Annotated in this window: 12 protein-coding genes and 1 pseudogene; 9 read left to right on the top strand and 4 right to left on the bottom strand. The window is 69.8% G+C overall.

Going from position 1 to position 13,289, the window contains the following annotated elements:
• Positions 1-63: 63 nt before the first annotated feature.
• Positions 64-308 (bottom strand): annotated as a pseudogene (locus tag IF09_RS47265) (hypothetical protein); the annotation flags it as partial.
• A gap of 441 nt (positions 309-749) precedes the next feature.
• Between IF09_RS47265 and IF09_RS0125640 the strand changes: the two are divergent.
• The 7 genes from IF09_RS0125640 to IF09_RS0125610 all read left to right on the top strand — a co-directional run bounded on the left by IF09_RS0125640 (position 750) and on the right by IF09_RS0125610 (position 7,818).
• A complete protein-coding gene (locus IF09_RS0125640) occupies positions 750-1,541 on the top strand; it encodes an alpha/beta hydrolase (protein ID WP_324606863.1) in 792 nt (263 codons plus the stop codon).
• A 548-nt stretch (positions 1,542-2,089) separates the two neighbouring features.
• Positions 2,090-2,479, top strand: coding sequence for a GntR family transcriptional regulator (locus IF09_RS0125635; protein WP_030299529.1), 390 nt, complete (start codon positions 2,090-2,092; stop codon positions 2,477-2,479).
• Entirely contained in the window at positions 2,476-3,366 is an 891-nt protein-coding gene (locus tag IF09_RS0125630; RefSeq protein ID WP_030299528.1) for an ABC transporter ATP-binding protein, read from the top strand. The genes IF09_RS0125635 and IF09_RS0125630 overlap by 4 nt, the downstream gene beginning before the upstream one ends.
• Positions 3,363-4,286: an ABC transporter permease gene (locus IF09_RS0125625; RefSeq protein WP_030299526.1), complete on the top strand. Its 924-nt coding sequence runs from the start codon at positions 3,363-3,365 to the stop codon at positions 4,284-4,286. Before IF09_RS0125630 ends, IF09_RS0125625 begins: the two co-directional genes overlap by 4 nt.
• Positions 4,287-5,406: 1,120 nt before the next feature.
• Positions 5,407-6,603, top strand: coding sequence for an MFS transporter (locus tag IF09_RS0125620; RefSeq protein WP_030299523.1), 1,197 nt, complete (start codon positions 5,407-5,409; stop codon positions 6,601-6,603).
• Between the two features lie 250 nt (positions 6,604-6,853).
• The gene (locus tag IF09_RS0125615) at positions 6,854-7,474 is read left to right on the top strand and encodes a TetR/AcrR family transcriptional regulator (protein WP_030299521.1); all 621 of its coding nucleotides are present in this window, start codon (positions 6,854-6,856) and stop codon (positions 7,472-7,474) included.
• On the top strand, positions 7,471-7,818 hold the full coding sequence (locus IF09_RS0125610) for a nuclear transport factor 2 family protein (RefSeq protein ID WP_030299520.1): 348 nt from the start codon (positions 7,471-7,473) through the stop codon (positions 7,816-7,818). The genes IF09_RS0125615 and IF09_RS0125610 overlap by 4 nt, the downstream gene beginning before the upstream one ends.
• Before the next feature lie 934 nt (positions 7,819-8,752).
• Here the strand turns inward: IF09_RS0125610 and IF09_RS47255 are convergent.
• The 3 genes from IF09_RS47255 to IF09_RS0125595 all read right to left on the bottom strand — a co-directional run bounded on the left by IF09_RS47255 (position 8,753) and on the right by IF09_RS0125595 (position 11,459).
• Positions 8,753-9,367 (bottom strand): helix-turn-helix domain-containing protein, encoded by a 615-nt coding sequence (locus IF09_RS47255; RefSeq protein ID WP_063607427.1) that lies wholly within the window; start codon positions 9,365-9,367, stop codon positions 8,753-8,755.
• 330 nt (positions 9,368-9,697) lie between these two features.
• Positions 9,698-10,351: a hypothetical protein gene (locus tag IF09_RS0125600; RefSeq protein ID WP_030299518.1), complete on the bottom strand. Its 654-nt coding sequence runs from the start codon at positions 10,349-10,351 to the stop codon at positions 9,698-9,700.
• Positions 10,352-10,391: 40 nt separating this feature from the next.
• Positions 10,392-11,459: a MerR family transcriptional regulator gene (locus IF09_RS0125595; protein WP_030299516.1), complete on the bottom strand. Its 1,068-nt coding sequence runs from the start codon at positions 11,457-11,459 to the stop codon at positions 10,392-10,394.
• 92 nt (positions 11,460-11,551) lie between these two features.
• Between IF09_RS0125595 and IF09_RS48545 the strand changes: the two genes are divergently transcribed.
• The gene (locus IF09_RS48545) at positions 11,552-12,676 is read left to right on the top strand and encodes a hypothetical protein (RefSeq protein ID WP_078613448.1); all 1,125 of its coding nucleotides are present in this window, start codon (positions 11,552-11,554) and stop codon (positions 12,674-12,676) included.
• Positions 12,618-12,860, top strand: coding sequence for a WD40 repeat domain-containing protein (locus IF09_RS48540; RefSeq protein ID WP_078613447.1), 243 nt, complete (start codon positions 12,618-12,620; stop codon positions 12,858-12,860). Before IF09_RS48545 ends, IF09_RS48540 begins: the two co-directional genes overlap by 59 nt.
• Positions 12,861-13,289 lie beyond the last annotated feature (429 nt).

Raw genomic sequence — 13,289 nt, 5'->3', positions numbered from 1 at the left:
CCGTCGCCGCCGTCACCCCACGGCCGCCACCGAAGCACCCGCGCCCGCCTCGGCCACCCCGTGCAGCAGCGCCAGGCACCGGCCCCGCCGCGCTTCCTCGGACTCCCCGAGAACGGGGGAAGGGTCGCGGATCTCCAGCACGTCAATCTCGAACCCGGCGAGGATGCCCCCTCGATCGCCTCCGACAGGCCGAGCTCGGCCAGCCACGCCCCGTAGGTGCCGTCCGGGGCATCGGCCATGCTCGCGATCCCCGCTTCCCGTCCGCCGGTGCCCTCCTGCGGCCGGGCCTCGGCGAGGATGCGCGGACGCCTGAGGCTGATCCGGCGATATGCGGCGCTTACGCCGAGAAGGTACTTCGCATGGGCCACGCGTCCGGGCTACGGCCGCGCGAAATGGCCCTGCGGTACGAGAGAAAAGCCGGCCAGCCGTGGCCGTGCAGCGCGCGGAGGCCGGACTGCGGCGCCTCGGCGTGGACTGCGGGGGTCAAGGCCCTGAAACGCCAGGACGGCGGCCGGGTACGGTGCCGAGGCAGCCCGCGGGCACTTCCTCACCACACCGTTGCGACTCACGGGCCGCGTGTACGGCCCCGGCGCCGACCGCCCCGACGCCGACCGCGCTGGGCCTCCCGGAACGGCCGCGGCTGCTGCCCGCCGTCCCGTCGGCGACGCGCACTCTCGTCCTACGCCGTTGGGGCGAAGCCTCAAGTCGACGGGATTCCGGGCCCGGCCCGAAGGGAAGAGCCCAACGTTGTGACAGATCAAGTAGTGGCGGGACGCGTCATTCCCTACGAGGTGCAGGGGAGCGGTCCCGAACGGGTCCTGGCCCTTCACCACTGGCTCGGTGACAGGTCGAGTTTCGGCGATCTGCGGCTGCACCTGGACGGGGCCGCGTTCAGTTACGCGTTCGTGGACTGCCGCGGGTATGGCGAGGCGATGGACATCCCCGGCGCATACACGATGGAGGAGATCGCGGCGGACGCCCTCGCCGTGGCCGACGACCTCGGCTGGGACACCTTCTCGGTCATCGGCCACTCCATGGGCGGGAAGGCGGCCCAGCGGATGTTGCTGGACGCCCCCTCGCGGATCCGCTCGATCGTCGGCATCTCGCCGGTGCCCGCGTCCGGGTTCCCGCTCGAAGGGGACATGTGGGAGCTGTTCGCCGGGGCCGTGGAGGAGTCCGGCAACCGCAGGACGATCTTCGACGTCACCACCGGCAGCCGGCACGACGATGCGTGGCTGGACGCCAGAGTGAGCGGCTCGGAACGTTCCTCGGAGGCGGCCCTGCGCTCGTACCTCGAGTCCTGGACGCGCGGCCCCGACATCCACGAGCTGGTTGAGGGAAACACGACCCCGGTACTCGTCGTGGCCGGTGCGAACGACCCGGCGATGGGCCCCGACATCATGCGGTCCACCTGGCTCCAGTGGTATCCGAACGCCGAACTCGAGGTCTTCGACGACGCCGGCCACTTCGCCCCGGACGAGAGTCCGCAGGCCCTGGCGACGGTGGTCGAGGGGTTCCTCGGGCGCTGGAGTGTGTCGTGAGGAGTCGTACGCCCGAGTACGCGAAGCAAGGGCCGTCCTGGTCCGCCTCGACCCGGTTGGCGCCGGCTGCGGAGTCGGTGCCGTCCCCGGAGACGGCGAAGGGCTTGAAGCCGTGCCGGCGCAGGATGTGGGGCACGACCAGGATCATGGCCTCGGTGGCGCGGGCTGTGGTGATGTCGCCGAGGTCGGCCAGCGAAGGAGCCGCAGCTCCCGGGGCGAGCATTGAAGGTTCGGGCGGTCAGCTGGTTGCTCCCGTCGGCTGCCGCAGCCGATGCGCCCCCCGGAAGAACGATGGTCGCTGCCAGGGCAGCCAACAGGGCAAAGCGGCGACGTGTGAGTGGTGCAGTAGTGCTTCCCCCAAAGGACGGTCAGTGAGCGGATCTCACCCAACGGCCCATTGATATCGAACGTTTACGTCAATGTGGCAGGGGTGGGAATCCCGCTTCCACCGACCGGTGGACGCGGCTGGGCCGAGCGGGACGAGTTGACAGACGACCCACCCGTGCACCACCCTTTCACTACTTACCTAGTGAAAGGGTGGTGTTGGCGTGCTGGAATACCGCATCGACCGGCGTAGCGGCATCGCCACGTACCTGCAGATCGTCCAGCAGACCAAACAGGCCCTGCGCTTGGGCCTGTTGGAGCCCGGCGACAAACTGCCGACCGCACGCGAGGTCGTGGAGGCCACCGCCATCAACCCGAACACCGTCCTCAAGGCCTATCGCGAGCTGGAACGCGAAGGGCTCGTCGAGGCGAAGCGGGGCCTGGGCACCTTCATCCGGAGGTCGCTGGGCAGTGCCCCGGCCGACTCCCCGCTGCGCGAGGAACTCGCCGACTGGGCACGGCGGGCCCGGGACGCCGGGCTGGAACGGGACGACGTGGCCGCGCTCTTCACATCCGTACTGGAACGACACTTCAAGGGGGACGGCGACGCATGACGCAAACCGTGATAGAGGCGGAAGGCCTCGGCCTGCGCTACGGACGCCGGGGAGGCTGGGCGCTGCGCGACTGCTCCTTCCGGCTGCCCGAAGGCCGGGTGTGCGCCCTCGTCGGCCCCAACGGTGCCGGAAAATCGACCCTGTTGATGCTCGCGGCCGGGCTCGTGCTCCCCACGGAGGGCACCCTGCGCACGGCGGCGTCGCGCGAGACGCTGGCCTACGTGGGCCAGGACAAGGCCCTCTACCCGCAGCTCACCATCGGCGAGACCCTGCGCATGGGCCAGGAGCTCAACCCCGGCCGCTGGGACGCCGAGGCGGCGCAGCGGATCGTCGACGCAGGGGTACTCGACCCGCACGCGAAGGTCCGTACGCTCTCCGGCGGCCAGCGCACCCGTGTCGCCCTGGCCCTGGCCCTCGGCAAGCGCCCCGACGTGCTCCTTCTCGACGAGCCGATGGCCGATCTCGACCCGCTCGCCCGGCACCAGCTCATGGGCACGCTGATGGCCGACGCCGCCGACAACGGCACCTCGGTGGTGATGTCCTCGCACATCCTCACCGAGCTGGAGGGCGCCTGCGACCACCTCCTCCTCGCCGACGGCGGCCGGATCCGCCTCTCCGGCCCCATCGACGAGGTCAGTGCGGCCCACCGGCTGCTCACCGGCCCCGTCACCGCGTCCGCCGAACTTGCCGCGCACACCGTCGTCGAGTCCCGTACGACGGGCCGCCAGCTCACCGCACTCGTCCGGCTGCGGGGCCCCGTCGACAGCGGGACCTGGCAGACGACGCACCCCTCCCTGGAGGAGCTCTTGCTCGCCCACCTGCGTTCCCCCGACGCCCCGCCGTTCGACGCCGAGGGCTACCCGGCCACCGCGGAGGTGCGGGCATGAGCGCGCTCACCCTGAAGGGCCCGTACTGGGTCACCGTCCGCCAGCACCGGCTCGCACTGTGGACCCTGCCCGCCCTCGTGGTGGCCGGCCTCGCCGCGGTGCTCGCCCTGCGCGCGTGGGCCTCCGACCCCCACGACGGCGCTCTGTACTCGAACCACGCCTACAGCGCCCTGCGCCTGTTCATGGAGTTCGCAGGCAAGGCCCTGGTGTTCCTGCCGCTGCTGGTCGGGGCCTTCGTGGCCGGCCCGATGACCGCCCGGGAGCTGGAGAGCGGCACCTGGCGGCTCGCCCTCACCCAGTCGTTCACCCCGAGGGCCTGGCTCGGCGCGAAGGTCCTCGTGGCAGCGACGGCGGTGGCGCTCGGCTCGGCTGCGCTGGCCGCCGTCTACCGCCTCGGCTGGGCCCGGGTGTCCATGACCTACCAGTTCCACTGGGCCGACCGCGGAGCGTACGAGGCCACCGGCCCCGTCCTCGTCGGATACTGCCTGCTCGGCGTGGCCCTCGGAGTCCTCGTCGGCCAGCTGGTACGGCGTACCCTCGCCGCCATGGCGGTCACCGGTCTCCTCACCGGCCTGACCCTGCTGGCGTTGGGCGCCCTGCGGTGGTCGTTCCTTCCCACGGAGACCGGCACCGCGCCCTACCCCGGAAGTCCCGTGCACCTGATGCCGAACTCCGCCTTGCTGATGGACACGGGATACCTCACCGCCTCGGGCGAGCGCCTGCCCTATGACGCCTGTTTCGGGCGGGCCCAGAGCGGCGGCGACTGCCCGGCGGACATGAACATCATCGCCCGGTACACGGATTTCCACCCGGCCTCGCACTACTGGCCGACCCAGCTCATCGAGACCTCCATCGTCCTGGCCCTGGCCGCCGCCGCCCTCTACGCCGCCTTCCGGCTCGTACGGGTCCGCCGCGGCTGACCACCCACCGGCACCGCGGAAACGGCCGAGGCCGGCACCCTCTCCGGGTTCCGGCCTCGCGCCGTGGAACAGTGAGTTGAGATGTCGCCCGGATGCTCTTACGGATGTCAAGCAGCGATAGTTGGCGGGTGGCGGTGAGCTGCGGCGGGGGTATAGCTGGTCGTCTGGGATGTGGAGGCGGGCCGGTTGTCGTTCGAGGCGTTGCAGCGCCGGGCCGGCGCCCGCAGCGCCCCCCGAAGCCGGCCGTCCGGTGGCCGTGGCCGGCCTACTTGGTCGCGTTCGACGTCCTGCGAGCCAGTCGGCGGATCTCCATGAAGCGGGACCGGCACCCGTCGGTGCCCCGGAGGACCCATCTTCCGGCCGGTCCTGGCTGCAATTGTGCGTCCGGACGCGGGCGGGCCCCGGTTAGGGTGCGGGTAGCCCGTGCCGATGTGGCGTGCGCGGGCAAGGCCCGGTGCCCAGTGATCTGGGGGCAGTACCACCGGGCCGTCTTCCCCACTCAGGCGCTGGCAGGCCGGGCCGCCGCCCGCGTCCGCGGCGTCCGGTCCTGGCCGCCCGATGGCCGGCCTCGTGGTCAAAGGCATCTCGACCCGGTACCCCGCCGGATGTTGCGGCTGGACCAAGATCAGACGGGACACCACCGGAGCGATCATCGGCGCCACCACCGGCACCCTCACAGGCCCCCCACTCCTCATCCTAGGCCGCCACGTACCCGGGAGGTCTTCGGTCGCTACATGATGGGCTTTGACGCCGGCATCGAGAGCCGGTTGCCCCCGAGTTGGTCGCCGGCAGTTCGCTGAACTGTTCGCCGCCCACTTCGATGCGTTCGTGCTGTATGGCGACACTGAGCCACCGGGATTGTGGACGGTGATCTTGGCGGATTCATCCATGAGCCGACGCATCACCCTCCTCGGTACGGACCGCATGCTTTTGAAGGCGCTGGGAGACAAGGAAGCTCTCGCCAGGATTCCGGGTGTTGCTTGGCGGCAGGACGGAGGATTTGACTCCTACACGGAGACGAAGACTCCGTTCAACGATCTCGACAGCCCGCCGATGCCGGAATCCTGGCCCTCGCGCTCCCTCCTGCCGGCGGCTGGCGACACCTTTGAGAGAGTCGAGCGTGATCAAGTTTTACCGCCTCTGGGTATCCACCGCGTCCTCGAACTTCGGGGACGGGCTGCTACGAGTCCTGCTGCCGCTCCTGGCCCTGGCCTGGGGTGCCTCCGGCTTCGAGGTGTCTCTCGTTGTCGCGTCGAGCTACCTGCCGTGGTTGTTCGCAAGCCTGCTCATCGGTGTCTTCGTCGACCGGCTGAACCGGTCCACCATCATCCGCGCGGCGAACGCGATACGCGTGCTCGCGACCTTCGCCCTCCTGGCCATGACGGTCGCCGCCCTGGCGAGCGTCGCACTGCTGATCGCGCTGGCCCTGGTGTACGGGGTCGCCGAGGTGGCGGCCGACTTGAGTTCGCAGAGCGCGGTCTCCCAGGTGGTCAAGGACGAGCAGCTGGAAAGCGCTTACGGTCGGATATCCGTATCCCAGGTGGTCGCGAATACGCTGGTGGGGCCAGCGGTGGCCGGACTTCTGTTCGGGTGGACGCAGGCCGCCGTGATCGGGCTCATCTGCGCCTGCTGCCTGATCGCCGGACTGTCGGTCCCGACCACTCCCGACAGCGACCAGGACTCCGCGGAGCCCTGGTCTCCGCGGCAGATCTGGCGGGAATTGCGCATCGGGGTGTCGGCCGTCACCAGCGATTCCTGGCTGCGTCGCGCCGCGCTGTCGGTGGGTGTCATGAACTTCGCGTCGGGTGCCAATGCCGCACTGCTGGTCACGTACGCGGTGAGTCCCGGTCCGCTCCAGCTCACCACGGGTGAGTACGGATTGCTGCTGTCCGCCCTGGGTATCGGGTCGGTGATCGGCAGTGCGGTCGCTGCCCGGGTTTCCCGGTTGCTCGGGGAGCCCCACGCGGTGGCGGTTGGTGTCGGGGGACTGCTCACCACCATCGCGGCGCCCGGCCTCTCGGACAACGTGTGGATCATCGCGCTGCTGATGACCGCAGGCAGCGCGGTGGGCACGCTCTTCGGGGTGAAGGTCATCTCCATGCGGCAGAGATCCGTGTCGAACGAGCTCCTCGGCCGCGTCAATTCCGCGTTCCAGTTCGTCGGGATCGGGTCGGCGCCCCTCGGTGCGACACTCGGAGGGCTGATGGCATCGATGGCCGGTATCCGGCCGGTGTTCCTGTGCCTGAGCGCGGTCGCCGCGCTGACCGTCGTCCTGCTCAGGCCGTGGCGCCGGGAACCGGTGCCCGTGGCGGCGTGAGCCCCCGCCGCTTCAGCAGCGGCTCGAGACGTAACGGCCGTCCCCTGAAGGCGGCGCAGGCGATTGGCGGCCGAAGTGCTCAGCGGCCGACTACGGCGCACCTTACGTGTTGGCGGGGCTGAGCACTTCACTTGGCCGGTGAGCGGCTCAGTTGGCCCGCCCTGCTCAGCCCGCGGCAGCAGTCGGGCGGCCCGCACGGGGCATTGGCATGCTAGTTTGTGAGCGATCGTTCAACTAAAGGAGGGCGTTGATGGGTCGCAAACAGGTCTGGGACCAGGACGAGGTGCTGGCCTCCGCCATGCGTCTGTTCCGTCGTCGTGGGTACCTCGGCGCCTCGCTGCGCGACCTCGAAGAGGCGACCGGAATGCACCCGGGCAGCCTGTACCGGGCGTTCCACAGCAAGGAAGGCCTGTTCAGTGCCGCGCTGGACGCCTACAACGAGCGAGTGGTGGAAGGCAGGGTTCGCGTTCACCTGCAGGACACGGAAGATCCCGTGGCCGGCATCCGCTCGTTCTTCACCTCGGCGTTCGACACCGGCGTCGGCCCTGAACCCGATCCGGGGTGCCTGCTCACCAACACCGCGGTGGAGTCGTTCACCGTCCCGCAGGCGACGCCGGGCGTGCGCCGGGGGCTGGAGACGATCGAGTCCGGCTTCGCCGACGCGCTGAGGCGCGCCCGAGCCCAGCGGCTACTGCCCGCGGAACTCGACGTCGAGGAGTCAGCCGCCCAGCTCTTGGCGCTCTACCAGGGCCTCCTGGTGCTCGTCCGGTCCGGTACGGGCGCCGCCAAACTGCACACCATCACTGATGGAGCCATGGCATCGATCGGTGCCAGGCAAGCCAAGCAAGCCCACGAAGAGGAACAGCGATGAGTGACCAACAGCAGCTCTGGAACGACTACGCCGCGTGCTGGTCGGCCGACCCCTCGATACGGCTGACCGCGCTCGGCGCGGTCGCGGTCGACGAGGTCACCTACCGGGACCCGGGAACCGAGGTCGGTGGCCTGGCCGAACTGGACGCGTACATGAACGGCTTCGCCGGGGCGTTTCCCGGACACCGCTTCCGCATCGACGAGGTCCTTGACCACCACGACAGGTCACTGGCCCGCTGGACCCAAGTCGGCCCGGACGGCGAGACCTTCATGACGGGCGTCAGCAGCGCCGTGCACCGGGACGGCCTCCTCGCCGACGTGACCGGGTTCTTCCTCCCCGCCTGACGACTCGGGCTGGCCGGTCGGCCACCCGCACAACCACCTACGGCAACGCTCGGCCCCTTCGGCGGCCGGCACTGTACAGGCGTGGCGACCGTGTCTGAGCGCGCTTGTCGGCCACACGGGCCAACTGGCGCGCTCAGTCACAACCGGCCGGAAGCCGCCAGCTGGAAGGACGAGGGGCAACTGAGGAGGTGGCGACGTGGCTCGTCCGGTATGGGCCGCATACCTGTCATTCGCGCTGGTCAGCTGCCGGTAGGCCTCTACAAGGCCCTGGGCTCTCTGAGTTCTGGAGAACGTCTTCGGCTGCCGTTGGGCATGGCTGGGCGAAAGGCGGGGAGCTTCGCGGCCTGACACTACGCGGTGATGATGGCCGATCACGTCAGCTAGGAGTCGTGGCTCAAGCGGGACTGCCGCCGAGCTGACGGGCGCCAGCACCCGGCGACACTCAGTACAGTCGCCCACCGCCGACGCCGCTACCAGGAGCAAGGGCTGATCGGTCTCGCCGCGCGCGAAGCGCGTCCTTAGTGGTCGGCTTCGTAAGTCCTTGGGGGGTTGATCACGCTCCCAGCGCGACGGAGGATTCTTCTTGTCGGTCGGCAGGTGTGTCGGTCGAGCCTGGCCAGCAGATCGTCCAGGGTGGAGGTGGTGAACCTCCACTGGAACGGCTGTGCCGTGGCGTTGTGGCGGTCTTCGAACGCTCGGAGCCGGTCCCGGACCTGGGTCAGGTCCGGGAAGGTCGTTGGGTTGGACGACCTTGCGCTGGACGATCGAGAAGAGGATCTCGATTTGATTGGTCCAGGAAGCGTGTACGGGGGTGTGGACCATGACCGCGTTCGGAAACGCCTTGTTCAGACGGCCGATGGCCTTCTTCCCCGGTGGGAGGAACGGTTGTCGACGATCCAGAAGACGCGTCTGGCACTCGCGTAGGGCTCGGCGGTCATGACCTGGGTGACCAGGGCCATGAAGGGGACGATGCCGGTCTTCGGCTTACAGCGGCCGAAGACCCTCGCGCGGTGGACGTCGTATGCGGCCAGCTAGGCGCCAGCGCACCGCCGCGGCCGTACTCCTGGTTGACGCGCATCGCCCGGGCCCGGGCCGGGTCCAGGGTCGGCTGGCAGCGGCAGCGGGCCTGGACGGAGGTCCTCTCGTCGCTGGAGATGACGTACTCGTCCTCGCACAGCGGGACACCCTCGAACGTGCGGGCGTAAAGGTCCAGGACACGTTGGGCCTTGGGCGGGAAGTCCGGGTCGCGGATGAAGATCCAGGACCGGTACTGCCAGGGCTTGAGCGCGTCCTCGCGCAGACAGCGGCGCACCGTGGACGCGGAGACGGTTTCGGTGATCCCGTGCGCGGTCAGCTCGGCGGTCAGCTCCTGGCAGGACCAGCGCGACAGCGGCACGCCGGTCTCGGCGGGCAGCTGGCAGGCCAGTGCCGTGGCCTCGGCGACCTGCACGGGGGTGAAACGGGCGGGGCGCCCGGAGCGTCGGCGGTCGGACAGCGCCGGCAGCCCGCCGTGGGCAAACCGGCCGCGCCAGGTCCGGACCGGGTCCACGTGCAGTGGATCTCGGCTGCGATCCTGGCATTACCCCGGCCACGTGCCGCAACGAGGACGACTGCGGCGCGCTGCCGGGCTTGGTGCGGAGACTTGTGCCCGTAAGTCATCTTCTTCAGCCGGTGGCGCTCGGCGGCGGTCAGCACCACCGCCACGGCAGCGCGTATGGCCACGTATCTGGTCCCCGGAATCCTGCGGCAGGCTGATCAGCCTGAATGATTTCGACTGTCCCCCGCTCTTCCCTCCACATCGTTGAAGGTTCGGCGGCTCCCAGGAAGGCGGCCGCTGGTCTACACGCGTGTCTCGTGTGTCACCGGGGTTCGGGGGCGCTCACGCGGCGGACCGGACCTTGATCGCGTGGCTGAGGGCGGCCTGCTCGTCGTCAGGAAGGCGACGCTCGGCATGGAGCATGCGCAGGGCGGTGGTGATGCTCTCCTCGTCATCGGGTGTGCCGAGGCTGCCCATGTACGGAGGCAGCAGCAGGCTCAGGGCTTCGAGGTCCGTGCGTGCGCAGAGCTTGGCGAGGAGTTCGCCGACCGGGTCTTCGTGCTGCTGTGGTGCGGCCGGGGCGGTGGCGCGCAGTCCTGCGGCGATGCGGTAGCGGAGCCATTGCTGGTGCGGGCCTGCTGGGACGTCGTCGATGTGCTTCGCTGCGTACTCGAAGTGTTCGCGGGCCAGGTCGATCTGGCCCAGGTCCCGGTGGGCGCGGGCCATGTTGCCGTGAAGTGAGGCGTAGAAGCCGCGGACACGGTCGTCGCCGACCTTGTCGGCCCGGTTCAGGCACTCCTGGTTCCAGCGCAGGGTCTCCTGCGGGGTGGGCTGGTGCCGGGCGAGGTAGTGGGCGGCGATGCAGGCGTCGTAGTCGTCCTCGGCCGCTTCCCACGCTTGAAGGAACAGGTCCCGTGCTCGGGCATCTCGTCCTTCGGTCTCGGCCTGCATACCCTGCACGCACAGCTGCACGACGATGTTCTGGGGCTCGGTCACGGTTCTCCTGGGGTGATGAGGGTGCGGGGTTGAGGAAGAATCAGCTGGAGGTGTTGAGGGAGACGGGCATGACCAGCGTGGTGAAGCTGCCCTGGTCTGCGGAACGTACTACGACAGGCTGATCTACGGCGGAGATCTCCAGCAGAACGTCGGGCCCGACACTGGCCTCCAGGGCGGAAGCCAGGACGCTCGGGTCGAACCCGATCCGCTGGGGCAGGTCTTCATGGCAGACTGCAGGCAGGGTGACGGCGTTGGAGTGATCGGCGAGAGAGACGATCAGCTCGTCGCCGGCGAAGCTCAGAGCGATGCGTGGAGCGTCTGCACGGCTGTTGACCGCATCGTGAAGGGCCAGGCGATCCACGACCACGCGGTATTCGGGCGGAGCCAGAGCCGAGAGCATCTCGCGGTAGGCAGGGAACAGGTCATCGGTCGTCACCAGGGCACGGGACTCTGACGTACTGCGTGCGCGGGCGCCGTCCGGTCCGACCTGGATGGTGACCTGGCGGACTCGCGCCGCCCATTGCCCGAACTCGATCAGGTCAGTCGCGTGCACCAGCAGGCGGCGGGGCCCTCCATCGAGTGCCGCCGGCCTCAGGACGCGCATCGACAGGCGATAGCGATCGGTAGCGACCAGACGAACCTCGCCGTCCTCCATCTCGATGAGGACGCAACCCAGCGCGGGGAGTTCCACGTCGGAGGCCGCGGCCGGCACCACCTGGCGTACTGCACTGGCCAACTCCACGCCGCCGATTCGCGCTTCCGTCGTACTGTCGGCGGTCGAGAGGGAACGCAGAGCCACCGCGATGGCGGCCCTAGCGGTCTGAGCCTGGTCCCGCACCTTCTCGAGGTGCCGCTCCAGCACCTCGCGGCCCTCGCGCTCGGGCCCGTCGAGCACCACGGTGACCTCGGCCAGCGGCAGTCCCGCCTCTCGCAGACTGCGCAGGAGAGCGGCACGGGCCTCCTGAGCAGGGCTGTAGAAGCGGTATCCGGTCGTCCCGTCAACCCACGCCGGCCGCAGAACGCGGCAGTCGTCGTAGAAACGCAGGGCGCTCGGAGCGAGACCCACTCGCCGCGCGAAGGCGCTGATGCTGATCGTCTTCAACCACATCGGCGCCCGCGCCCCCAACCGCACCGTCCCGCGGCTGCAGGAGCTGTCCCGGCCGCTGTGGGCGGGGAAGCCGGCCGACGGGTTCAGCAGCTATGACAGGAAGATCCCGATCATCGCGACCGGCCTGCGCAACCTGCGCGCCCACCGCCCGAACGGCCCGGTCTTCCCTCGCCTTCGGCCGCACCCCCATGCAGCCGCTGCGCGACGCGATCGGCAACCCCCGCCGGGACGCTGTCCTCGCCCGCCGAGCGGAGCGGATGGAGGCGCAGCAGGCGGAGTACCAGGAGCAGCTGCGCCGCGCAGCCGAGCAGAAGAAGGCCGAGCGCGAGGCCGCCCGCCCTGCCTGCGCCGGCTGCGGGACGAAGTTCGACACCGACCGATGGGAGAACACCCAGCTGTCCCCGGATCCGGGCCACCGGTGGCACCCGACGCTGCGAGCCGTGCGAGGACAAGAGGGTCGCGGGCAGCAGACCAGGCCGAGCGCGACCGCATGGAGCAGGAGGCCGCCGAGAATGCCGAGAAGGCCCGCGGCTGGCGCTCGCGCTTCCGCCCCGGGCAAGCCTCCCGGCGACAGTGTGGGCAAGCGCAAGGTGACCCTGGGCAAGCCCCCGCTGGCGGCGTTTGGAGACTGTGGCACATGCCACTGGGGCGGCGGCCGAGACCACGACGACCGTCATCCCGGTAGGTCCGCCCCACGTGCCCAGCGCGACGCCGCGAGCAACGACGATACTGGGGTAAAGCTATGGGACGCGTCCACCGGCCGCCTCCGCACAAGTCTGGCCGGGTACAACGGCGGGGCGGCAGCCTTGGCTTTCAGTCCGGACGGCAGCACTCTGGCCACCGGCAGCGCTGCCCGCGGAGTGGAGTTGTGGGACGCGTCCACCGGCGACGGGCGTAGAAACCTGCCCGGATTCAACGGCAAGGTGCACGCTCTGGTCTTCAGCCCGGATGGGCGCATTCTGGCAACCGGTGGTGAGGACTGGACGGTTCACCTGTTGGACCCGTTGACGGGTCGTAGTCGCGGGAGCCTGTCCGGTCATACCGGCGCTGTCGTGTCGGCGGTGTTCAGCCCGGACGGGCGCGTCCTGGCAACCGGCGGTGAGGACGGCACAGTACGGCTGTGGGACACGGACAACATTGGACCCAGCCGTTGGCGCGATGCTTGCCAGGCTCGCCGGGCACACCGACACCGTGCTCTCCGTAGCCTTCAGCCCTGACGGCCGCACTGTGGTCACCGCCAGCAGAGACCAGACCGTACGCCTTTGGAACCTGGCCTTGCCGACCCCCACCGCAGCTATCAGCAAGATCTGTCATGCCATAGGCCGCGACTTGACCACGCAGGAACGCTCGGTCTACCTGCCGCCGGGAACACCACCGCATGCCACGTGCGACGGACCCTGATGCCCGGTGGGTCGGTCGCGGCGGCTCACTGGCCACCGTCGGTCCACGTCGCACCTGCCCCCCTGCCACGCTCCGCCGTACGGCGTCCTTCACCAGGCCATGCCCTTGCGGGGCCAGGCTGGCCCCCGGGGCCGGGCTGCGGAGTCGGTGCCGGGTCCCGGTGTGCTGGGTCCTCTGGCGTTTGAGCAGGAGTTCGACGGGCACTGGGTGCTGCTGTTCACCGCGGTCGGGCCGGGCGGGCGGGTGTTGTTGCAGACCCGGCGCGGTTCCCTGGTCCAAGACCGGTTCCCTGATCTCGTCGCGGCTGCCGAGCAGCAGCCACCGGGCGGCTGGTCCTCGGTAGCGAGTTGCTGGTGTGGGTCCCGAGGCGGGCCGGTTGTCGATCCAGGCGGTGCAGCGCCGGGCCGCCGCCCGCGGCCGCACCGCCCC

Source organism: Streptomyces katrae (assembly GCF_000717655.1).
Taxonomy (GTDB): Bacteria; Actinomycetota; Actinomycetes; order Streptomycetales; family Streptomycetaceae; genus Streptomyces; species Streptomyces katrae_B.
This window is presented reverse-complemented; position numbering and strand designations above follow the sequence as displayed.

Excerpts from the sequence above, each read along its gene's own strand:
- IF09_RS48545 (WP_078613448.1), top strand. The coding sequence starts at position 11,552 with ATGACAGGAAGATCCCGATCATCGCGACCGGCCTGCGCAACCTGCGCG.
- IF09_RS0125595 (WP_030299516.1), bottom strand. The coding sequence starts at position 11,459 with ATGTGGTTGAAGACGATCAGCATCAGCGCCTTCGCGCGGCGAGTGGGT.
- IF09_RS0125625 (WP_030299526.1), top strand. The coding sequence starts at position 3,363 with ATGAGCGCGCTCACCCTGAAGGGCCCGTACTGGGTCACCGTCCGCCAG.
- IF09_RS0125615 (WP_030299521.1), top strand. The coding sequence starts at position 6,854 with ATGGGTCGCAAACAGGTCTGGGACCAGGACGAGGTGCTGGCCTCCGCC.
- IF09_RS0125630 (WP_030299528.1), top strand. The coding sequence starts at position 2,476 with ATGACGCAAACCGTGATAGAGGCGGAAGGCCTCGGCCTGCGCTACGGA.
- IF09_RS48540 (WP_078613447.1), top strand. The coding sequence starts at position 12,618 with ATGCTTGCCAGGCTCGCCGGGCACACCGACACCGTGCTCTCCGTAGCC.
- IF09_RS0125610 (WP_030299520.1), top strand. The coding sequence starts at position 7,471 with ATGAGTGACCAACAGCAGCTCTGGAACGACTACGCCGCGTGCTGGTCG.